This is a genomic window from Sandaracinus amylolyticus (assembly GCF_021631985.1).
GTDB classification, from domain to species: Bacteria; Myxococcota_A; Polyangia; order Polyangiales; family Sandaracinaceae; genus Sandaracinus; species Sandaracinus amylolyticus_A.
Window position 1 is genome coordinate 1,355,062 of the sequence record NZ_CP070225.1, and the last position, 20,174, is coordinate 1,375,235.

The following is a 20,174-nucleotide window of genomic DNA, read 5'->3' on the forward strand; positions in this document are numbered from 1 at the left end:
GACCTCGCGCCCTTGCGCCGACACGTGCGCGCGCTACGTGCGGCCCATGGATGCAAGCGCGCTCGCGTACGACGCGAAGGGGCTCGTCACCGTCGTCGTGCAGGATCGACTCACCGGCGAAGTGAGGATGCTCGCGCACGCGAACGAGGACGCCATCCGCGCGACGATGGCGAGCGGCGAAGGGCACTTCTGGTCGCGCTCGCGCAGCGCGTTGTGGAAGAAGGGCGAGACGAGCGGGCACGTGCTGCGCGTGCACGAGGTCTGGGCCGACTGCGATCGCGATGCGGTCGTGTACCTCGTCGATCCCGAAGGGCCGAGCTGCCACACCGGCGCGCAGAGCTGCTTCTTCGATCGCGCGCTGGGCGGCGTCGAAGGGCGCGCGCTGCCGATGCTGGTGCGCCTCGAGGACGCGCTCGAGGCGCGCGCGCAGTCGAGCGGCGACAAGAGCTACACGAAGTCGCTGCTCGAGAAGGGCGCGCCGAAGATCGTCGCGAAGATCCGCGAAGAAGCCGACGAGCTCTCGCGCGCGATCGAGAGCGAGAGCGACGAGCGCGTCGTCAGTGAAGCGGCCGACGTGCTCTATCACGTGATGGTCGGTCTGCTGCACCGGCGCGTCCCGCTGCGCGCGGTGCTCGCCGAGCTCGCGAAGCGCTTCGGCACCTCGGGGCACGACGAGAAGGCGAGCCGCGGAGCGCGCACGGGCTCGGCTTGACCCTCCGTCCGGCACGGCAGTAGGGTGCCCGCCCCGTTTCACGAGGAGACTCTCGAACATGAAAGACGCGCACCTCTACACGCTCGACGGCTGGGCACTCGTGCTCGGTGCCTCGAGCGGGTTCGGCGAGGCGACGAGCATCGCGCTCGCGCGCGCGGGCATGAACATCATCGGCGTGCACCTCGATCGTCGCGCGGGCATGGCGCACGTCGAGGAGATCAAGCGCGCGATCCAGGACGCGGGGCGCGAGGCGCTCTTCTTCAACGTCAACGCGGCGGACGAGACGAAGCGCAACGAGACGCTCGACGAGATCAAGCGACAGCTCGACGCGAAGGGCGGCAAGATCCGCGTGCTGCTCCACTCGCTCGCGTTCGGGACGCTGAAGCCGTACTGGTCGGGCTCCGAGGATCCGGCCTCGAACATCAACAAGGCGAACATGGACATGACGCTCGACGTCATGGCCCACAGCCTCGTGTACTGGACGCAGGACACGCTGCGTCGCGGGCTCTTCGGCGATGACGCGCGCATCTACGGCATGACGTCGGCGGGCAACACGACGGTGTGGAGCGGCTACGGCGCGGTGAGCGCGGCGAAGTGCGCGCTCGAGTCGCACCTTCGTCAGCTCGCGATCGAGCTCGCGCCGCACGGCATCAGCGCGAACGCGATCGAAGCGGGCGTGACCGACACGCCGGCGCTCGCGAAGATCCCCGGCAGCGACGTGATGAAGCAGCAGGCGATCGCGCGGAACCCGAGCAAGCGCCTCACGACGGTGCAGGACGTCGCGCAGTGCATCGTCGCGCTCTCGATGCCGGCGACGCGCTGGATGACGGGCAACGTCATCCGCGTCGACGGCGGCGAGAAGATCGCGGGCTGATCAACCCGAGACGAAGCGGCCGTCGCGCAGCGTGAAGCGCGTCGGGCCGGGCAGCGACGCGTGGGCCTCGGGGTGCTCGGGATCGCCGGGCAGCGCGAGGATCCACGTGCCGTCGCCGAGGTCGCGGAACACCGGGCGCACGAGCGGCGGCTTGCGCGCCCGGGCCGCCGCGAGCGCGCTCGTCGCGTCGCGATGCGTCGCGAGCTCTTCGAGCGTGCGCAGCGTGGGCGGGGGCAGATCGATGCGCGCGGCGAGATGCGCGTCGATCGCCGCGCGCGGCGTCAGCCACGTCGAGGTGATCGTCTCCGCGTCGTCGTGGCGCGCGTCGTGATCGGGCGGCGCGATCGCGAGGAAGAAGCGCGCATCGAAGCGACGCTGCTCGACGACGGGCGTGACCCAGCGCGCGAAGGGCACCATCGCGCTCGCGTCGAGCGCGAGATCGAGGTCCTCGCAGAGCGCGCCGAACGCGACACCCGACGCGATGCGCGCGCGTGCCTCGGGCAGATCGATCGCGCGCGGGCTCGTCGCGAGCAGCACGCCGGACTCCTCGAACGTCTCGCGCATCGCGGCGACGAAGAGCGAGAGCGCGAGGTCGGGATCGATCTGCTCGTCGAGCGTGCGCGCGGCGCTCTCGCCATCGAGACCGCTCACGCGCGCGAGCAGCGCAGGCGCGCGATCCGCGTCGTCGAGCTTGCCGCCCGGGAAGACGTACGCGCCGCCCATGAACGCCGCGCCCTTGGTGCGACGCACGAGGAACACCTCGAGGCCGTCGGGGGCATCGCGCAGGAGGATCACGGTCGCAGCGGCGCGAGGAGGCGGGCCTTCGCGAAGCGGATCGATGTCGAGCATCGCGCTATTTACGCGTGCGCGCGTCGTGCGGCGCAACGAAAACGCGCGAGGCCGGCACGCTCATCGGCGGCCGGCCTCGATGGGCTCGATCGATGCGCGCGCCGATCAGTCGCCGGTGAGCACGCGCGTCGTGGGCACGCCGATCGCGGCCGCGAGACGCGCGAGCGTCTCGAGCGAGGGCGTGTGCCGTCCCGCTTCGACGCGCGCGATGTTCGGACGGTGGATCCCGGTGCGGCGCGCGAGCTCCGCCTGCGTGAGCCCCGCCGCGAGGCGTAGCGCACGGATGCGCGCGCCGAGGCGCTGCCCGTCGATCTCGCCGAGCCCGCCGCCGTTCACCGCGACCGCGACCACCGCACCGTTGCTCGAGCCCGTCGCGTGCGCTCCGTTCGTCGCCGCGCCGGTCACGCGCACGACGATGTCGTCCGCCGCGAGCTCGAACTGCGCACCGCTCACGAGCTCGAGCGCAGCGCGATGCGCGTCGTCGGTCAGCGTGATCGACGCGACGTCGCTGCGATCGTCCGACGGATGCGCGGGGCGCGGCACGAGCATCGCCGAGCCATCGGCGAGGATCGCGAGCAGCTCACCACCGCGCGGCGAGACCGTGAGGTACTCGAAGCGGCGCGAGCGACGCGCGCCCGCACGACGCGCGAGCACCGCGGACACACGCGGCACGTCGTCGGCGCTGCGCGCCACGAGCCCCACGCAGAGATCGTCGACGAGATCGTCCACCGACGACATCGCGTCGTTCGGGGGCAGCATCACCGCCGGCATCGCGCCCACGGCGCGCGCGAGGCCGAGGTGCGCGAGCAGCTCGTCCTCGTCGTACACGCCCGCCGCGGCATCCACGACGATCGCGGAGTCGCGCTCGAGGCGCTCTGGGAGCTGCTCCGGTCGTGCCGTCGAGACGCCGAGGCCGAGGCTTTCCAGCACCGGCTTCCATGCGGTCTCGAACGAGGAACGATCGGTGAACAGCGTGACGCTCGCCGACATCGGTGCTTCCACTCCTCCAGGACCCGAGGTTCGCTCGGGCCGTCCTTCATCCGCGCGCGCACACGGGTCGATCCCCCGTGGCGCGCACGCGCGTGCCGACGACACGTGTGCGTCGTGTGTCATGCCGATCCGACGGGGATCGCTGCGTCGTTCGCGGGCTGATCCGCGTGGTGCGATAGGCCGCCGGGTCCATGGCGCGGGTCACGATGGAGCCACACGATGCGGCTCTCCGCAAGTCGCGCGATGCACCATCGTTCAGTCTTCACGCAGCAGCGCGCACACGCGTGAGATCACGCCGCGGAGCGCGCTCGATCGCATGCGAGAGCGCGAGCATCGCGCCGACGAGGAGCGCGAATCCGAGCGCCCACGCAGCGAATCCGAGCGTGCGCTGCAGCGGGATTCCGGCGAGGCCGTACGCGAATTCGAGGTGCACCGCGTACACGACCAGCGAGTGTCGGCCGAGGAGCGCGAGCGCGCGCGTGGCCCCGAGCGCACGTGGCGCGAACGTCGCGATCAGCGCCGCGCCCGCAGTGATCATCGACGCGTTGAACACGAGCCGCCCGAGGCTGCGCAGCGAGGGCGCGACCGCGAGCAGCGCGCGAGAGACGGGCCACGGCTCCCACGCGAGCGCGGCGATCACGAGCGCAGCGAGGGCGACGAGCGCAGGACGCGACACGTTCGGCATCGCCCACGCGTGATCGAGACGCATCGCGGTCGCGCGCACGCGCAGCGCGACCGCAGCACCGAGCAGCGAGTACGCGAGCCACGGGAAGAGCGGGAACCCGTGCGGACGGACCGCGTCGCGCGCGATCCAGTCGGCGATCGCATCCGGCATCACGCGCTGCGGCACGCCGGCCACGCTCCACGCGAGCGATGCGACCGCGACCGCGCCCGCACCGAAGATCCATGCGCGCGTGCGCAGCGGCAGCGCGCGTACCGCATGCAGTGCGAGCGACGTGATCGCGAGCGCGGCGCCGATGCCGTGCAGCACGTCGATCCGCGGCAAGAGCGACGCGCCGTCGCGCGTGACGTGATCGAGCTGCGACGCGACGAAGCGCGCCGCGACGACACCCGCGAGCGCGAGCCCGATGCGCACCTGCGTGCTGCGCTTCCGATCGTCGATCGCGAGCGCGAAGAGCCCGAGGGCGAGCGCCATCGCGACCGCGGTCGGCACGTTCCGCAGCTGCAGCACCGCCGCGCGATCGACGCACCACGCGTAGAGCGAGAGCGCGTACCCGGCGAGCGCGATGCGCACCCCACGGCGCACGCCCGCCCACGTCTGCGCCGCGGTGGGCTGGAGCGGCGACGCGAGCGCGCTCGAGACGCCGGCGAGCAGCAGGAACGCCGGCGCGGCGAGACCCCCGATCAGCTCCGCGGCCACGAAGCCACCGCGCTCGCGCGCGCTCGCGGAGAGCCACGCGTCGGCGGTGTGCCACTCGATCATCGCGAGCACCGCGAGGCCGCGCACCGCGTCGACCACACCGATCCTCGGCGCTCTGGTCGGCGCATTCACAACAGGCGCGGAACTCATCGAATTCTCGTCGTTTCGTGACACGAGAGCAGGGCCGGGGCGATCGTTGACACTCGTTTTGCCCTCTGCTACCCCACGCCACCCTTCGGGGCCCCCGACCGCACGGCAATCGCATTGCGGCCTGGTTCTCGCGGCCGTTCTCGCGTGCTCTCCCTGGTCGTTGCGGGGTGCGCGAGCGCGGCGGAACGTGACAGTGGAGGCGGGTGGTGTTCAAGTCGATCTGCATCTTCTCCGGTCATGCGAACCCCAGGCTGGCCGAGTCGATCGCCGACTACCTCCAGATCCCCGTGGGTCGGGTGAAGATCTCGAACTTCTCCGACGGTGAGGTGTTCTCCGAGATCCAGGAGAACGTGCGCGGCGTCGACGTCTACGTCGTCCAGCCGACCTGCGCGCCGGTGAACGACAACCTCATGGAGCTGCTCGTCACGGTCGACGCGCTCAAGCGCGCCTCGGCGGGCTCCATCACCGCGGTCATTCCTTACTACGGCTACGGGCGCCAGGACCGGAAGGTCGCGCCGCGCACGCCGATCACCGCGAAGCTCGTCGCGGACCTGCTCACGAGCGCGGGCGTCTCGCGCGTGGTCTCGATGGACCTCCACGCCGGCCAGATCCAGGGCTTCTTCAACGTGCCCTTCGATCACCTCTACTCGATGCCGGTGTTCCTCGACTACCTGCGCCCGCGCCTCAACGAGGGCACGGTGTTCGTCTCGCCCGACGCGGGCGGTGTCGAGCGCGCGCGCGCCTATGCGAAGCGCCTCAAGGGCGACCTCGCGATCATCGACAAGCGTCGCGCGAAGGCGAACGTCAGCGAGGTGATGAACATCGTCGGCGACGTCGACGGGCACGACTGCGTGATCGTCGACGACATGATCGACACCGCGGGCACGCTGACGAACGCCGCGGCTGCGCTCAAGGAGCGCGGCGCCAAGCGCATCTTCGCGACCGCGACGCACCCCGTGCTCTCGGGCCCCGCGGTGAAGCGCATCGCGGAGTCGGTGATCGAAGAGGTCGTCGTGACCGACACGATCCCGCTGCGCGAAGAGGCGAAGTCCTCGGGCAAGTTCACCCAGCTCTCGGTCGCGCGCCTGCTCGGCGAGGCGATCAAGCGCATCCACAACAGCGACTCCGTGAGCTCTCTGTTCGTTTGAGCTCCAACGATTCGCTTCGTGGCGCGACGGCGCGAGGCGTGATCGAGAACTGACACGCACCGCCGCATCGGATCGAGGAAAGAGACATGGATTCCCAGACGCTGAAGGCTGAGGTCCGCAATACGAGCGGAAAGGGGCCGGCGCGTCAGCTCCGTATGAAGGGGCTGATCCCGGCGGTGTTCTACGGACCGGGCAAGACCCCCACGAACCTCGCGGTGTCGCCCGAGTCGCTCGCCAAGGTGCTGAGCGGCGCGTACGGCCGGAACCAGCTCGTCGAGCTGGACATCGCTGGCAAGAAGGAGCTGACGCTCGTCCGGGACCTCGAGGTCGAGCCGGTCACGCGCGAGCTGCTGCACGCCGACTTCTACGCCGTCTCGAAGGACCGTGAGGTCCGCGCGCGCGTTCCCTTCACCACGACCGGCCGCGCGGTCGGCGTGCAGAAGGGCGGCAAGCTCCGCGTCGTCTACCGCGACCTGCCGGTCGTGGGCGCGCCCGACAAGATCCCGGCGAGCATCGAGATCGACGTGTCGGCGCTCGACACCGCGCAGTCGTACCGCGTGAAGGAAGTCGCGATGCCCGCGGGCGTCCGCATCGACTTCCCGGCCGAGCGCGTCGTCGCGTCGATCGAGAGCAAGGAGAAGGAGCTTCCGGAGGAGGGCGCCGAGGGTGGCGCGCCCGCCGCGGCGGCTGCGGCTCCTGCAGCGGCGGCCAAGGCTGCGCCCGCGAAGGACGACAAGAAGAAGAAGTGATCGGGCGCGCCGCCTGATCCTTCACCTCCTCGAAGGCTCCGCCGATGTGGCTGATCGTCGGGCTCGGGAATCCCGGGCCGAAGTACCGGAACACCCGGCACAACGTCGGCTTCATGGTCGTCGATCGGCTCGCCGATCGCGCGTCGGCGGGGCCCTTCAAGGAGAAGTTCAAGGGCGAGTGGTGCAAGGCGACGGTCGCGGGACGCGACGTCGTGCTGCTCAAGCCCCTGACGTTCATGAACCTGTCCGGAGAGTCGCTGCAGCAAGCGATGGCGTTCTTCAAGACGCCGCTCTCCGAGGTGCTCGTGATCCACGACGAGCTCGACCTCGCGTACCGCGACGTGCGCGTGAAGGTCGGCGGTGGCGCCGCGGGGCACAACGGCCTCAAGTCGATCGTGCAGCACTGCGGCGGGCCCGACTTCGCGCGGGTGCGCATCGGGATCGGCAGGCCCCCCAAGGGATCCACCGAATCGTGGGTGCTCGGCGAATTCGACACGATGGAGAGCGCCGAGCTTCCTGATGTGCTACAGGCAGCGACCCTCGCGGCCGAAGCGGTCGTGAAGGACGGGGCCCAAGCGGCCCAGAACAAGTTCAACGCGCGCCCGAAGGCGCCTTCCGAGAAGGCCTGACGGGAACGCGGTGAAGAGACGGCGAGCGCATGGTGCGCCCGCCGTCTTCCTCGCTCCGGGCGGAAGCACGAAGCCGACGACCCGGGGCCTCAGCCCGAGAGGAACCCACACCGAATGCAGCAGTCCGCAGCAGCGACGAGCAAGCGTCTCGCCCGCGAGTACGAGCTCGTCTACATCCTCACGCCGAACGTCGATCCCGACGACGCCGACAAGGTCGCGACCCGTATCCAGGAGGTCGTCGCGCGCCTCGGCGGCAAGATCACGAAGGTCGACTCGTGGGGCCGCCGTCGCCTCGCGTACCCGATCAAGAAGAGCTCGCGCGGCGTCTTCGTGTACGTCCGCTACATCGGCTTCAACGACCTCGTCGCGGAGCTCGAGCGCAATCTGCGCAACGCCGACGCGGTCATCCGCTTCCAGACCGTTCGCCGCGAGGGCGTGTTCGACCTCGCCGAGGTGACCGTCGATCCGGAAGAGGCGAAGTTCTCGCGCATCGAGGCGGCGCCGCTCGAGGAAGAGCCGGAGCCGAGCTTCGAGGAGCGCCTCGGCCTCACGCAGAAGCCGCGTGAGCGCGAAGAGGAAGACTTCCTCGACATGAGCGACGAGGACGACGTGGTGCCGGGCGCTGCGGCCGCCCCGGACAGCACGGACGAGAAGTGATCCGCATCGGACGAAAGGAGCGCTGAGACATGAAGTTCTATGCACGTCCGATGATGGACGACGATCGTCGTGGTGGTCGTGACGACGGTGGCAGCCAGCCGCCGCCGGGGCGTGGTGGTTCGGACGATCCGCTCGGGCTGCGCCGTCGCGCGGGCCGCAAGCGCGCGCCCGCGTTCACCGCGGATCCCGACTTCTCGTTCGACTACAAGGACCCGCAGACGCTGAAGCACTTCATCACGGAGCGCGGCAAGATCGTGCCCCGTCGCATCAGCGGTCTCTCGGCCAAGCAGCAGCGCGACCTCACGCGCGCGATCAAGCTCGCGCGCAAGATCTCGCTGCTCCCGTACACCGGAGTGAAGTGAGCCATGGCCGCGCACATCCAGGTCGTCCTGAAGGACGACGTCGAGAACCTGGGCAAGAGCGGTGAGCTGGTGCGCGTGCGCCCCGGCTACGCGCGCAACTACCTCCTTCCGCGTGGCCTCGCCGCGCTCGCCACGCGCGGCAACATCGCGCAGATCGAGCACGAGAAGGCCGTCGCGACGGCGCGTGCCGCGAAGCTGAGGGGCGACGCGGAGGCCGTCTCGAAGACGCTCTCGGGCATCAAGGTCGAGATCGCGGTGCAGGCAGGCGAGGGCGACAAGCTCTTCGGCTCGGTCGGCACCAAGGACATCGCCGAGGCGCTCGAGAAGAAGGGCCAGAAGGTCGATCGCAAGAAGATCGTCCTCGCCGACAACATCAAGACCATCGGCGACCACGACGTGGCCATCAAGCTCGGCTACGACGTCACGGCCACCATCAAGGTGAGCGTCGTCAAGGCGTGAGCCGAACGCGCGCGTCAGTGCGCGTGAAATGAGGAAGCCGACGATCGCGGATGCGGTCGTCGGCTTCGTCGCTTAGTGTTTGCTGCTTCGCGGACTCACCGCCGCGAATCTCGGCGGTCCTGCATGACGGCGATGTTCGACGAGGCGGGCAGCGGGGAGCGCAGCTTCTCGCGAGGTGACTCGGGCGCAGCCGGAGGACGTGTTCCTCCACACTCGCTCGAGGCCGAGCGCGCCGTGCTCGGCGGCGTGCTGCTCGAGAACAGCGCGCTCAACACGGTCACCCAGATCCTGAGCGGCGACGACTTCTACTCGCGCGCGAACGGGCTGGTGTTCGACGCGATGTGCGAGCTCTTCCGGCGCGGTCAGCCGGTCGACACGGTCACGCTGCGCGCGTGGTTGGTCGATCGCGGTCAGCACCAGAAGGCGGGCGGCGACGAGCACCTGCTCGGGCTCACGAACACGATCCCGACCGTCGCGAACATCGAGCACTACTCGCAGATCGTTCGCGAGAAGGCGACGGTGCGCCGGCTCATCACCGCGTGCCACGAGATCGCGGCGCAGGGATACGGCGACTACGGCGAGCCCGCGGAGTACCTCGATCAGGCCGAGAAGCGCGTCTTCGAGGTCGGCAAACAGCACGGCTCGGCGCCCTACGAGCACATCAAGGACGTCGTGCTGCGCACCTTCGAGCAGGTGCAGGAAGCCGCGCGTCGCAAGGAAGCGATCACGGGTCTGCCCACCGGGCTCCACAAGCTCGACGAGATGACGGCGGGCCTCAAGGGCGGCGAGCTGATCATCATCGCGGGCCGCCCCGGCATGGGCAAGACCGCGTTCGCGCTGAACGTCGCGATCGCGGCGTGTCAGCAGCGCGGCGTGCCGATCGCGGTGTTCTCGCTCGAGATGCGCAAAGAAGAGCTCGTCCGTCGTCTGCTGTGCAGCGAGGCGAAGGTCGACGGCGGTCGCATGCGCACCGGCATGCTGAGCCGCGAGGACTGGGCGCGCCTCGCGGGCACCGCGGGCCCGCTCACCGAGATGCCGTTCTTCATCGACGACACGCCCGCGATCACGCTGATGCAGCTGCGCGGCAAGGCGCGCCGACTGAAGTCCGAGAACCACGGCAAGCTCGGGATGATCGTCATCGACTACCTCCAGCTGATGCGCTCGGGCGTGAAGAACGACTCGCGCGAGCAGGAGATCAGCGAGATCAGCCGATCGCTGAAGGGCCTGAGCAAAGAGCTCGACTGCCCGGTGATCGCGCTCTCGCAGCTCAACCGCGGCGTCGAGACGCGCCCCGGCAAGGACAAGCGCCCTCAGCTCGCCGACCTGCGCGAGTCGGGCGCCATCGAGCAGGACGCGGACGTGATCATGTTCGTGTACCGGCCCGAGGTGTACGCGAAGGACGAAGAGCGCGCGCAGCTGCGCGGCCTCGCGGAGATCATCGTCGGCAAGCAGCGCGCGGGCCCGACCGGCATCGTGCGCTGTCGCTTCTTCCACGAGTTCACCCGCTTCGAGAACCTCGCCGAGGGTGAGTTCGAGGACTACGACGGCGGCGGCGACGAATAGCGCGCGAACACGAATGTCGCGATCGCGACAATCACCCCCTTCAAAGCAACTGAATCGCGCGGTTATGCTCGCGCGCCTCGGGGAAGCTCGGAAGGGGAGAGCGGGATGTCCTTTCTTCGCGCGTCGTGTTCGATTTTGTTGTGCGCGCTCGTGCTGATGATCCCAGCGGGCGCTTCGGCGGGAGGGTTCGAATTCGCGGCGCACGGCACGCGCCAGCTCGGGCGCGGTGGCGCCTGGGCGGCGCGCGCCGACGATCCGCTCGCGCTCTACTACAACCCCGCGATGCTCGCGGACCTGCCGGACTCGCAGGTGCTCGCGAACGTGCACGTGGCGTTCTGGGATGCGTGCGTCGATCGTCCCGGCACCTACGCGAGCGCGATCGCGGCGGGCCGTACCGGCGGCGCGAACCTCTTCGACGGGCCCTCGGGCAACGAGGACGCCTGGCTCGACGACGAGATGCCGACCGTGTGCAACAGCGGCTATCCGCAGCCGGTCCCGTGGGTCCTCGGGAGCATCCGCCTGCTGCCCGAGCTCGGCATCGCGTTCGGCATCATCGCGCCGAGCGGCATCGGCAACGCGACGTGGGGCAACACCGGTGATCGTCGCTTCGGCACGGTCGACACCGCGAACGGCCTGCGCCCGAGCCCGGTGCGCTACGGCCTCGCGCAGCAGGACGTGCTGCTCGCGCACCCGAGCATCGGCGTGGGCTGGCGTCCTGCGGACTTCATCCGCATCGGCTTCACGTTCCAGTGGGGCGTCGCGAACGTCCACTTCATGAACTTCACGAGCGCGGGAGTCGGCGGCTCGCCCGAAGATCCCTTCGGCGACATCCGCACCGAGCTCAGCGTGTTCGACTGGTTCGTGCCCGCCGGGATCCTCTCGGTGCACCTCCAGCCGCACCCGAACTTCGACATCATGGTGAGCGGCCGCATCTCGGACGCGATCGGCGGGGCGACCGAGGCGAGCGGTCACCTGAACCTCACCACGAGCTACTTCTCGAACGATCCGACGTGGATGCCGACCACGACGCGCATCGACAACGTGACGCTGCGCGCGGGACAGCCGTGGCAGTTCCAGCTCGCGATGCGCTACGCGGATCGCATTCGTCCGCGCAGCTGGGAGGGCGGGTTCGAGGCGGCGATGCGCAACGTCGTCGACGACGCGATGTACTCGGAGAACTTCGACATCGAGCTCGACGTCGTCTACGAGCTCAACTCGCAGGTCGGCGACTTCGTCGTGAACCTGCCCTCGGGCTCGTCGGTCGTCGCGGGCGGCACGGTGGTGCCGGTGCCCGCGGTGCAGCCGATCCCGCACGGATGGGGCGACGTGCTCGGCATCCGTCTCGGCGGCGACTGGAACATCATCCCGGGCGCGGTCGCGGCGCGCGCGGGCTTCCACACCGAGATCCCGATCACGCAGTCGCGCTATCAGATCCAGGACTTCCTGAGCGGCTATCGCTTCGGCCTGCACGTCGGCGCGACGTTCCGCATCGAGCGCTTCGACATCTCGATCGCGTACGCGCACATCTTCCAGCTCGACACGACGATCACCGACGGCAACTTCCGCGCGGTCAGCGCGAACAACTCCGATGGTGTGTGCGCCGGCTCGGGCACCTACGACCCGAACAATCCGGTCGTCGACGTGGGCTGCTATCCGCAGGGCTACGGCGCGGTGACGAACAACGGCACCTACACCGCGGAGTTCAACGTCCTCTCGGTGGGCGCCACGTACCACTTCGAGTGATCGATTCGTGAGCGGCCGCGCGCCCGCGTGATCTCGTGTGAGATCGCGCGGGCGTGCTCGCTTTCGCTCACAGCACGAGTGGAGGAAAGGAGACGCGCGCGGATATCGTCCCTTCGTGCGCGTTCGAATCCTCGGCGGCGGTCCGGCCGGTCTCTATCTCGCGATCCTCCTCAAGAAGCACGACGCCTCGCACCACGTGGAGGTGATCGAGCGCAACGCGCCCGACGACACGTTCGGATGGGGAGTCGTCTTCTCCGACGAGACGCTCTCGAACATCGAGGAGGCCGACCCCGAGACGTACGCATCGTTCGCGCGCGACTTCGCGCGATGGGACGCGCTCGACATCCGCGTGAAGGGCGAGACGATCCGCAGCCACGGGCACGGCTTCGTCGGCATCGCGCGCAAGCGTCTCCTGATGCGACTGCAGGAGCGCGCGCGAGCGCTCGGTGTCGAGCTGCGCTTCAGCACGGAGGTCACCGACGTCGACGCGCTCCGGCGCGACTGCGATCTGCTCGTCGGCGCCGATGGGCTGCGCTCGCTCGTGCGCAAGCGCTGGGAGCACGCGTTCCGTCCGACGTTCGACGTGCGCAAGGCGCGCTACGTCTGGCTCGGGAGCACGCAGCGCTTTCCCGCGTTCACGTTCAGCTTCCGCGAGAACGAGCACGGGCTCTTCCAGATCCACGCGTACCAGTTCGACGGCGAGCACTCGACGGTGATCGTCGAGACCGACGAGGAGAGCTGGCGTCGCGCCGGGCTCGAGGGCGCGAGCGAGCAGCAGACGATCGCGTACTGCGAGCGCGTGTTCGCCGAGGATCTCGGCGGGCATCCATTGCTGCCGAATCGCTCGCAGTGGATCCAGTTCACGACCGTGAAGAACGAGCGCTGGGTGCACGAGAACGTCGCGATCCTCGGCGACGCCGCGCACACCGCGCACTTCTCGATCGGCTCGGGAACGAAGATGGCGATGGAGGACGCGATCGTGCTCGCTCGTGCGATCGCGGCGCATCCGGGCGACCTCTCTCGCGCGCTCTCGAGCTACGAGGACGAGCAGCGTCCGACGGTCGGTCGCATCCAGACCGCAGCGCAGCAGAGCCTCGAGTGGTTCGAGCAGGCGAAGCGCCATCACGCTGCGCTCGAGCCGATGCAGCTCGCGTTCTCGCTGCTCACGCGCTCGCGACGCATCACGCACTCGAACCTCGCGATGCGCGATCCCGCGTGGGTCGCAGAAGCCGATCGTTGGTTCGCGCGTCGCGCCGGGGTCGGTGACGGAACGCCGCCTCCGATGTTCACGCCGCTCACGCTGCGCGGGCTGACGCTGCCGAACCGCATCGTGGTCTCGCCGATGTGCCAGTACAGCGCGGAGGACGGGCTGCCCGACGACTGGCACCTCGTGCACCTCGGCTCGCGCGCGATCGGCGGCGCAGGGCTCGTGATGACCGAGATGACCGACGTGTCGCCCGAGGGGCGCATCACGCCGGGCTGCGCGGGCATCTGGAGCGACGAGCACGTCGCGCGATGGAAGCGCGTCGTCGACTTCGTGCATCGCTTCAGCGCCGCGAAGATCGGTCTGCAGCTCGCGCATGCGGGACGAAAGGGCTCGACGAAGCTGCTCTGGCTCGGCGAGGACGAGCCGCTCGACGACGGCAACTGGGAGCTGATCGCGCCCTCGCCCGTCCCCTACGACGACACGAAGAGCCAGACGCCGCGACCGATGACGCGCGCCGACATGGACGCGGTGATCGAGGCGCACGTGCGCGGCGCGAAGAACGCGCACGCGGCGGGCTTCGATCTGCTCGAGCTCCACATGGCGCACGGGTACCTGCTCTCGTCGTTCCTCTCGCCGCTCTCGAACCAGCGCACCGATGCGTACGGCGGCTCGCTCGAGAACCGCATGCGCTTCCCGCTCGAGGTCTTCGACGCCGTGCGTGCCGCGTGGCCGAGCGACAAGCCGATGTCGGTGCGCATCTCGGCGACCGACTGGGTGCCCGACGCGTTCGACGGCGACGACGCGGTCGCGCTCTCGCGCGTGCTGAAGGAGCGCGGCTGCGACGTGATCGACGTGAGCACCGGACAGACGTCGACCCTCGCGAAGCCGGTCTACGGTCGCGCGTACCAGACGCCGTTCAGCGATCGCATCCGCAACGAGCTCGGGATCCCCACGATCGCGGTGGGCAACATCCAGGACTTCGATCAGGTGAACTCGATCCTGCTCGCGGGACGCGCCGATCTCTGCGCCCTCGCGCGGCCTCACCTCTACGATCCGTACTTCACGCTGCACGCAGCGGCGGCGCAGGGATACGAGGGCGTGCGCTGGCCGGACCAGTACCGCACCGCGAAGACCGCGATCCCGAAGAACGTCAAGCCCGCTTGACCATCTCGCGGGCGCGCCCGCGCGCGTGGCCGTGCGGCCGACTCGTGAGACGTGTCGGATCCAACCGCCATGTGGGGTCGATCCCGCCGTCATCGTGCGCGGATGCGCGGAGCACGGGATCGGTACGCGGAGTGCACGACGCGCGGCTCGATGCGCACACGAGGGCAGGGAAGGGCGAGCTGGGCGATCGCGCTGATCGCGCTGGCGGGATGCACCGGCGAGGTCGCGATGGACGGCGACGCTGGCACGCCTCGCGACGGAGGAGAGCCACCTCGCGACGGCGCACGACCGAGCGGCGAGGACGCGCAGGTCGACGCGAGCACGTCGCCGATCGACGGAGGCCCGGTCGCGACCACCGGCGAGATCGCGCTCACGCTGCGCGCCGATCGTGGCGCGGCCGCCGACGCGGTGGTCTCGCTCGGCGTTCCGTTCGCGCCCGGTGTGCTGCGCGATGCGGCGCTCGTTCGTCTGATCGATGCGAGCGACACCGAGCGCGAGGTCCACGTCGCGGAGCTCGCGCGCTGGCCCCTCGATGGATCGATCCGCAGCGTGCTCGTCGCGTTCCGCACGACGCTCGCCGCGAACGCCGAAGAGCGCTGGACGATCGAGTACGGCGCGCCGCGCACCCGCACTGCACCTTCCGCGATCGCACCTGCGCCCGATGGCCCCGTCGCGGCGACGCTCGATGCCGCGTACTACGGGCGCTCGCGCGTGAGCGGTCCGCACCTCGCGATCGACACGAACGATCGCTTCGAGGCGTTCGACACCGAGCTCGAGTCACGGCTCGTCTCGATGTCGCCCGGCTACGAGACCTACGGCGTGAGCTGCAGCGGCACCAACGCGCACCGCACCTACTACGACGGTCCGCACGCGCTCTGGCAGCGCTTCGTGCGCGGCGCGGACGCAGCGCGGCATCGACGCGCGCGCCTCGAGAGCACCTGGTACCGCGACAACGAGCTCGAGTGGATCTCGGGACGCGAGATGGCGGTGCAGGTCTGTCAGCCCGACGGCTGGACGCCCTCGCAGAAGCTCGACTGGGGCGTCATGCGGCGCATGACCGGTCAGGGCATGCTCGACGACTACCTGCTCACCGGCGATCCCGCAGCGCGCGAAGCGGTCATCGCGATGGGCGAAGCGTTCGTGCGCAGCCTTCCTGCGCAGCGCGGTGGTCGCGAGAACAGCCTGCGCGTCACCGAGCGCAACCTCGCGTGGACGATCATCGGCGTGGCCTCGTACTACGCGCTCGATCCGCGCGACGAGGTGCGCGCTGCTCTCGTCTCGCTGATCGACGAAGCGGTCGACTGGCAGAGCGAGGGCACGAGCGGCGCGTTCGAGCACGATCTCGTGCGCCCCGATCCCGAGGAGTGCAGCGAGGGCCCCGCGGGTGGCTCGCCGTTCATGACGTCGCTCTTGATCGACGGGCTCATGGACGCGCACGCGCTCACCGGCGATGCGCGCATCGCGGACGTGGTGCGCGGCGCGGCCGAGTGGCTGCGCGACGACGCGGTCACGAGCGACGGAGTCGCGTTCCGCTATCTGTGGGGCTGCAGCTCGGACGCGTACGACGACTCGGGCACCGCCGATCTGAACCTGCTGATCGTGCACGTCTTCGGCGCGGCGTACGTGCTCACCGGCGACGCTGCGTGGCTCGACGTGGGCGACGAATTCGCCGATCACGGCGTCGAGGCGATGTACGTCGGTCGCCCCAAGCAGTGGAACCAGTCGGGCCGCGCGTTCCCGCGTTATCTCGGGTATCGCGCCCTCGGGCGCACGCCGTGAGCGGTTCCAGAGGCAGCGGATCGTTCCGGCGGCCGTAGACGCGCGACGCGCCGAACGGATACGTTCCGCGCGATGCGACACGCGACACTCCTGCTCCTCGCCCTCGTGATTTCCTCCTGCTCGGGCGACTCGGGCTCGTGCACCGTCGTGAACGAGCCCGACGGCACCGCGGTCATCAGCTGCCCCGACGGGACCAGCGCCACCGTCCGTCCCGGCCCCGCGGGCATGCCCGGCATGGACGGGACCTCGAGCGGGTGCACCGTCGAGGAGACCGAGGCCGGCGCGGTCATCACCTGCGACGACGGCACGAGCGTGACCGTCCCGTCGGGCATCGACGGAACCGGCTGCACGCTCGCCGACCACGGCGACGGCTCGGCGACCCTCACGTGCGACGACGGCACCAGCGTGACGCTCCCGATCGACGCCCCGATGCACCTCGGCGCCACCGCGAGCGGCTCGTGCGCGACGCGCGGTGACGGCACGCTGCGCTGCTGGGGCTGGGCCGGCATCGTCCTCGTCCCTGGCGGGCGCTTCGTCGAGATCCGCGGGTTCCACAACGACCACCGTCTCTGCGCGCGCCGGCCCGACCACACCGTCGCGTGCTGGGGCAACCCCGATCCGATCTCGGCCCCGCTGGGCGAGACCTTCACGCGCCTCTACGGGCGCAACCGCGGGATGTGCGGCGTGCGCGCCGACGGCACGTTGCGCTGCTGGGGCCCCGTCAGCGCCAGCGACGAGCCGCCCACCGACGAGGCGTTCGCCGACTACGCCTTCGGCGTCGAGTGGGGGTGCGGCCTCCGCGCGAGCGACGGCACGATCCGCTGCTGGGGCAGCAGCTCGGCGCCCGTGCAGCCGCCGACGCCGCCCACCGGCGCGTTCGAGTCGATCGGCGCGGGCACCTACGACGTGTGCGGGCTCCGCGCCGACGGCACCGTTGCGTGCTCGGCGGGGCTGGCGTCGGGCGCGCCGACCGAAGCGCTCACCGCGATCAGCGTGGGCCAGCTCCACGCGTGCGGGATCCGCGCGAGCGATGCCTCGGTGGTGTGCTGGGGCCGTGACGTCGAAGGGCAGCACGTGGTCCCGCCCGGACGCTTCGTGGAGGTCGTGAGCGGTGGCCGTCACTCGTGCGCGCTCGACGAGGCCAACGAGGTGCACTGCTGGGGCCACGACGCCGAGGGCCAGACCCGCGTGCCCGATCCGCTCTGAGCGCGTCATGCTGCGCGCGCGATGAGCACTCCTCTGCCGCCCCTCGACGGACATCTCTTCGGGCCCGGTCAGCCCTGCTTCGGCTGCGGGCCCGACCATCCCTACGGCTTCCACCTCACGTTCGCGCGCGAGGGCGACGAGATCGTCACCCGGTTCACGCCCGGTGATCGCTACCAGGGCCCGCCCGGGATCATGCACGGTGGGCTCGTCTCGACCCTCGCCGACGAGGTCGCCGCGTGGGCCCTGATCGGCCTGCTCGGCAAGTTCGGCTTCACCGCGTCGTTCGACGCGAAGCTGCACAAGGCGGTGCGCATCGGCGTCCCGCTCGAGGGCCGCTCGATCATCACCCGCGACGCGCGCCGCATCGTCGACGTCGCGGTGCGCATCGTCCAGGACGGAGCCGACGCGTTCACCGGCAGCTTCCGGTTCGTCGTCCTCGACCAGGGCGGCGCCGAGCGCATGTTGGGCGGTCCCATTCCCGACGCTTGGAAGCGCTTCTGTCGTTGAGCGGCAGAGGCTGACAGTGAACACTGTCGCGTCATGAAGACCGCCGAGCAGTACGTCGAGTCGCTGCGGGCGCGGAAGCTCGTCCTCTGGGTGGACGGCCAGCGCGTTCCCGATCCCACGCGCCACCCGAAGGTGCGGCCCGCGATCAACACGGTCGCTGCGACCTACGCGCTCGCGCACGATCCCGACCCGACGATCCGCGATCTCGCCACGCCGCACTCCAAGCTCGTCGACGCGCGCGTGAACCGCTTCACGCACCTCTTCACGAGCGACGAGGACCTGCGGAAGAAGTTGGAGCTCCAACGAATCCTCGGGCGCCTCACCGGCACCTGCTTCCAGCGCTGCGTCGGGATGGACGGCCTCAACGCGACGTACCTCGCGACCCACGGCCGCGCGGGGCACGACCGCTTCGTGCGCTGGCTCGCGAACGTGCAGCGCGAGGATCTGACGCTCGACGGCGCGATGACCGATCCCAAGGGCGATCGCAGCAAGCGCCCGACCGAGCAGCCCGACTCGTTCCTGCGCGTCGTCGGTCGCAGCGCGGTCGGCCTCGTGATCCGCGGCGCGAAGATCCACCAGACCGGCGCGGCGAACGCGCACGAGATCCTGGTGATGCCCGGCCAGTCGCTCCGCGCCGGAGAAGAAGACTTCGCGATCGCGTGCGCGATCCCCGTCGATGCGCCGGGCGTCTCGATGGTGCTCGGCCGCCAGCCCAGCGACGAGCGACGCGGCGGTCCCGACGCGGGCAACGCGCGCTACGGCGGCCAGGAGTGCGTCGTGCTCTTCGAGGACGTGTTCGTCCCGCGCGAGCGCGTCTTCATCGACGGCGATCTCGAGGCCTGCAACGAGCTGCTCGAGGCGTTCGCGGGGTTCCACCGCGCGAGCTACGGCGGGTGCAAACCGGGCAACCTCGACGTGCTCGTCGGCGCGACCGCGCTGCTCGCGAAGAAGAACGGCGTGCGCGACGCGTCGCACGTACGCGACAAGCTGACCGAGATGGTCCACCTCACCGAGACCATCCACGCGCTCGGCCTCGCCGCCTCGACCAAGGCGACCAAACACCGCTCGGGGATCCACCAGGTCGACCCGGTGCTCGCGAACGTCTGCAAGCACCACGTCACCCAGCTGCCCTACGAGATCGTCCGGCTCGCCGAGGATCTCGCGGGCGGCCTGCTCGCGACGATGCCCTCGATCGCCGATCTCGATCACCCCGAGCTCGGGCCCAAGCTCCGGCACGTGATGGGCGATCGCGATCGCGCGAAGCTGCTGCGCCTGGTCGAATGGATGAGCTACGGCTCGGGCGCGGTCCCGCTGCGCATCGAGTGCATGCACGGCGCGGGATCGCCCCAGGCCCAACGGGTGGTGATCGAGCGCCGCACCGATTGGGACGAAAAGATGCGCGCCGCGCGCAAGCTCGCCGGCCTCGACGAGTGATCGCCGGGCCCTACGCACGTTCTGATCCGCCGCTCGCGCAGGGCCCGTGTGCGCTCGCGTTTTCGCGGGCTTTCCCAGCGTTGACACCACGTTGCCGGTAGCCTAGAACCGGCGCCGGCCTCCCATCCCCGAAGGGCGTCGTGCGCCTTTCGCCGGCTGAGACCGCTCGGCCGTACCCACGGCTGCAAGGGCCTGCTCGATCAGGCGGCCTCCGACCTCGCCCCCTTCCCCGGAAAAAGGCACCGAGCCCATGTTCGAGGTCTACTTCCCCGTCTTCCTGATGCTCGCGATCGCGATCGCGATCCCGTCGTTGCTGTTCATCCTGGCATCGACGCTGGGCAGGAAGAACCCGACGCCCGAGAAGCTGATCCCCTACGAATCGGGCTCTGCGACCACCGGCGCACAGCACGTACGGCTCAGCGTCAAGTTCTATCTCACCGCCATCCTCTTCGTCGTCTTCGACATCGAGGCGGTGTTCCTGTATCCGTGGGCGGCTCAGTTCCGCGAGCTCGGCTGGTTCGGGCTCGTGGAGATGCTGCTCTTCCTCCTCGTCCTCGGCGTGACCCTCGTCTACGCGTGGAAGAAGGGAGCGCTCGAATGGGAAAGGTAGT

Annotated in this window: 18 protein-coding genes and 1 pseudogene; 16 read left to right on the plus strand and 3 right to left on the minus strand. The window is 69.8% G+C overall.

Annotated elements, in window-relative coordinates; translation table 11 throughout:
* Nucleotides 1–46: 46 nt before the first annotated feature.
* Entirely contained in the window at nucleotides 47–712 is a 666-nt protein-coding gene (gene hisIE / locus I5071_RS05560; RefSeq protein ID WP_236604341.1) for a bifunctional phosphoribosyl-AMP cyclohydrolase/phosphoribosyl-ATP diphosphatase HisIE, read from the plus strand.
* A gap of 34 nt (nucleotides 713–746) precedes the next feature.
* Nucleotides 747–1,586, plus strand: a pseudogene (locus I5071_RS05565) (SDR family oxidoreductase); the annotation flags it as partial.
* On the opposite strand, the gene I5071_RS05570 reads toward I5071_RS05565, so the two are convergent.
* From I5071_RS05570 to I5071_RS05580, 3 genes are all read right to left on the minus strand, one after another.
* Nucleotides 1,587–2,435: an NUDIX hydrolase gene (locus I5071_RS05570; protein ID WP_236604343.1), complete on the minus strand. Its 849-nt coding sequence runs from the start codon at nucleotides 2,433–2,435 to the stop codon at nucleotides 1,587–1,589.
* A 105-nt stretch (nucleotides 2,436–2,540) separates the two neighbouring features.
* Entirely contained in the window at nucleotides 2,541–3,425 is an 885-nt protein-coding gene (locus I5071_RS05575; RefSeq protein WP_236604344.1) for a helix-turn-helix domain-containing protein, read from the minus strand.
* A 262-nt stretch (nucleotides 3,426–3,687) separates the two neighbouring features.
* Nucleotides 3,688–4,905 (minus strand): heparan-alpha-glucosaminide N-acetyltransferase domain-containing protein, encoded by a 1,218-nt coding sequence (locus tag I5071_RS05580; protein ID WP_236604345.1) that lies wholly within the window; start codon nucleotides 4,903–4,905, stop codon nucleotides 3,688–3,690.
* Nucleotides 4,906–5,162: 257 nt separating this feature from the next.
* On the opposite strand from I5071_RS05580, the gene I5071_RS05585 reads away from it, so the two are divergent.
* From I5071_RS05585 to I5071_RS05650, 14 genes are all read left to right on the plus strand, one after another.
* Nucleotides 5,163–6,104 carry a ribose-phosphate pyrophosphokinase gene (locus I5071_RS05585; RefSeq protein ID WP_236604346.1) on the plus strand — a complete coding sequence of 314 codons (942 nt, stop codon included), beginning with the start codon at nucleotides 5,163–5,165 and terminating at the stop codon, nucleotides 6,102–6,104.
* 86 nt (nucleotides 6,105–6,190) lie between these two features.
* A complete protein-coding gene (locus tag I5071_RS05590) occupies nucleotides 6,191–6,853 on the plus strand; it encodes a 50S ribosomal protein L25 (RefSeq protein WP_268921215.1) in 663 nt (220 codons plus the stop codon).
* Nucleotides 6,854–6,897: 44 nt separating this feature from the next.
* A complete protein-coding gene (gene pth, locus I5071_RS05595; protein WP_236604348.1) occupies nucleotides 6,898–7,482 on the plus strand; it encodes an aminoacyl-tRNA hydrolase in 585 nt (194 codons plus the stop codon).
* Nucleotides 7,483–7,596: 114 nt separating this feature from the next.
* A complete protein-coding gene (gene rpsF / locus I5071_RS05600) occupies nucleotides 7,597–8,139 on the plus strand; it encodes a 30S ribosomal protein S6 (RefSeq protein ID WP_236604349.1) in 543 nt (180 codons plus the stop codon).
* Nucleotides 8,140–8,168: 29 nt separating this feature from the next.
* Complete coding sequence (rpsR, locus tag I5071_RS05605; protein ID WP_419249625.1) at nucleotides 8,169–8,501, plus strand: 30S ribosomal protein S18; 333 nt, start codon at nucleotides 8,169–8,171, stop codon at nucleotides 8,499–8,501.
* Between the two features lie 15 nt (nucleotides 8,502–8,516).
* Entirely contained in the window at nucleotides 8,517–8,960 is a 444-nt protein-coding gene (gene rplI, locus I5071_RS05610) for a 50S ribosomal protein L9 (protein WP_236607624.1), read from the plus strand.
* A gap of 123 nt (nucleotides 8,961–9,083) precedes the next feature.
* Nucleotides 9,084–10,523, plus strand: a complete 1,440-nt coding sequence (gene dnaB / locus I5071_RS05615) for a replicative DNA helicase (RefSeq protein ID WP_236604350.1) — start codon at nucleotides 9,084–9,086, stop codon at nucleotides 10,521–10,523.
* Between the two features lie 156 nt (nucleotides 10,524–10,679).
* Nucleotides 10,680–12,266, plus strand: coding sequence for an OmpP1/FadL family transporter (locus I5071_RS05620; protein ID WP_236604351.1), 1,587 nt, complete (start codon nucleotides 10,680–10,682; stop codon nucleotides 12,264–12,266).
* Between the two features lie 115 nt (nucleotides 12,267–12,381).
* Complete coding sequence (locus I5071_RS05625) at nucleotides 12,382–14,637, plus strand: bifunctional salicylyl-CoA 5-hydroxylase/oxidoreductase (protein ID WP_236604352.1); 2,256 nt, start codon at nucleotides 12,382–12,384, stop codon at nucleotides 14,635–14,637.
* Between the two features lie 150 nt (nucleotides 14,638–14,787).
* On the plus strand, nucleotides 14,788–16,416 hold the full coding sequence (locus I5071_RS05630) for a hypothetical protein (RefSeq protein WP_236604353.1): 1,629 nt from the start codon (nucleotides 14,788–14,790) through the stop codon (nucleotides 16,414–16,416).
* A gap of 72 nt (nucleotides 16,417–16,488) precedes the next feature.
* Nucleotides 16,489–17,622, plus strand: a complete 1,134-nt coding sequence (locus I5071_RS05635; RefSeq protein ID WP_236604354.1) for an RCC1 domain-containing protein — start codon at nucleotides 16,489–16,491, stop codon at nucleotides 17,620–17,622.
* 21 nt (nucleotides 17,623–17,643) lie between these two features.
* Nucleotides 17,644–18,129, plus strand: coding sequence for a PaaI family thioesterase (locus I5071_RS05640; protein ID WP_236604355.1), 486 nt, complete (start codon nucleotides 17,644–17,646; stop codon nucleotides 18,127–18,129).
* Nucleotides 18,130–18,162: 33 nt separating this feature from the next.
* The gene (locus tag I5071_RS05645; RefSeq protein WP_236604356.1) at nucleotides 18,163–19,563 is read left to right on the plus strand and encodes a 4-hydroxyphenylacetate 3-hydroxylase family protein; all 1,401 of its coding nucleotides are present in this window, start codon (nucleotides 18,163–18,165) and stop codon (nucleotides 19,561–19,563) included.
* 280 nt (nucleotides 19,564–19,843) lie between these two features.
* Nucleotides 19,844–20,173, plus strand: coding sequence for an NADH-quinone oxidoreductase subunit A (locus tag I5071_RS05650; protein ID WP_236604357.1), 330 nt, complete (start codon nucleotides 19,844–19,846; stop codon nucleotides 20,171–20,173).
* Nucleotide 20,174 lies beyond the last annotated feature (1 nt).

What these genes read in the sequence shown, in the direction of transcription:
- I5071_RS05570 (WP_236604343.1), bottom strand. Translation starts at nt 2,435, where the DNA reads ATGCTCGACATCGATCCGCTTCGCGAAGGCCCGCCTCCTCGCGCCGCT.
- I5071_RS05575 (WP_236604344.1), bottom strand. Translation starts at nt 3,425, where the DNA reads ATGTCGGCGAGCGTCACGCTGTTCACCGATCGTTCCTCGTTCGAGACC.
- rpsR (WP_419249625.1), top strand. Translation starts at nt 8,169, where the DNA reads ATGAAGTTCTATGCACGTCCGATGATGGACGACGATCGTCGTGGTGGT.
- I5071_RS05650 (WP_236604357.1), top strand. Translation starts at nt 19,844, where the DNA reads ATGCTCGCGATCGCGATCGCGATCCCGTCGTTGCTGTTCATCCTGGCA.
- I5071_RS05645 (WP_236604356.1), top strand. Translation starts at nt 18,163, where the DNA reads ATGAAGACCGCCGAGCAGTACGTCGAGTCGCTGCGGGCGCGGAAGCTC.
- pth (WP_236604348.1), top strand. Translation starts at nt 6,898, where the DNA reads ATGTGGCTGATCGTCGGGCTCGGGAATCCCGGGCCGAAGTACCGGAAC.
- I5071_RS05620 (WP_236604351.1), top strand. Translation starts at nt 10,680, where the DNA reads ATGATCCCAGCGGGCGCTTCGGCGGGAGGGTTCGAATTCGCGGCGCAC.
- dnaB (WP_236604350.1), top strand. Translation starts at nt 9,084, where the DNA reads ATGACGGCGATGTTCGACGAGGCGGGCAGCGGGGAGCGCAGCTTCTCG.
- hisIE (WP_236604341.1), top strand. Translation starts at nt 47, where the DNA reads ATGGATGCAAGCGCGCTCGCGTACGACGCGAAGGGGCTCGTCACCGTC.
- I5071_RS05630 (WP_236604353.1), top strand. Translation starts at nt 14,788, where the DNA reads ATGCGCACACGAGGGCAGGGAAGGGCGAGCTGGGCGATCGCGCTGATC.
- I5071_RS05635 (WP_236604354.1), top strand. Translation starts at nt 16,489, where the DNA reads ATGCGACACGCGACACTCCTGCTCCTCGCCCTCGTGATTTCCTCCTGC.
- I5071_RS05590 (WP_268921215.1), top strand. Translation starts at nt 6,191, where the DNA reads ATGGATTCCCAGACGCTGAAGGCTGAGGTCCGCAATACGAGCGGAAAG.
- I5071_RS05640 (WP_236604355.1), top strand. Translation starts at nt 17,644, where the DNA reads ATGAGCACTCCTCTGCCGCCCCTCGACGGACATCTCTTCGGGCCCGGT.
- rpsF (WP_236604349.1), top strand. Translation starts at nt 7,597, where the DNA reads ATGCAGCAGTCCGCAGCAGCGACGAGCAAGCGTCTCGCCCGCGAGTAC.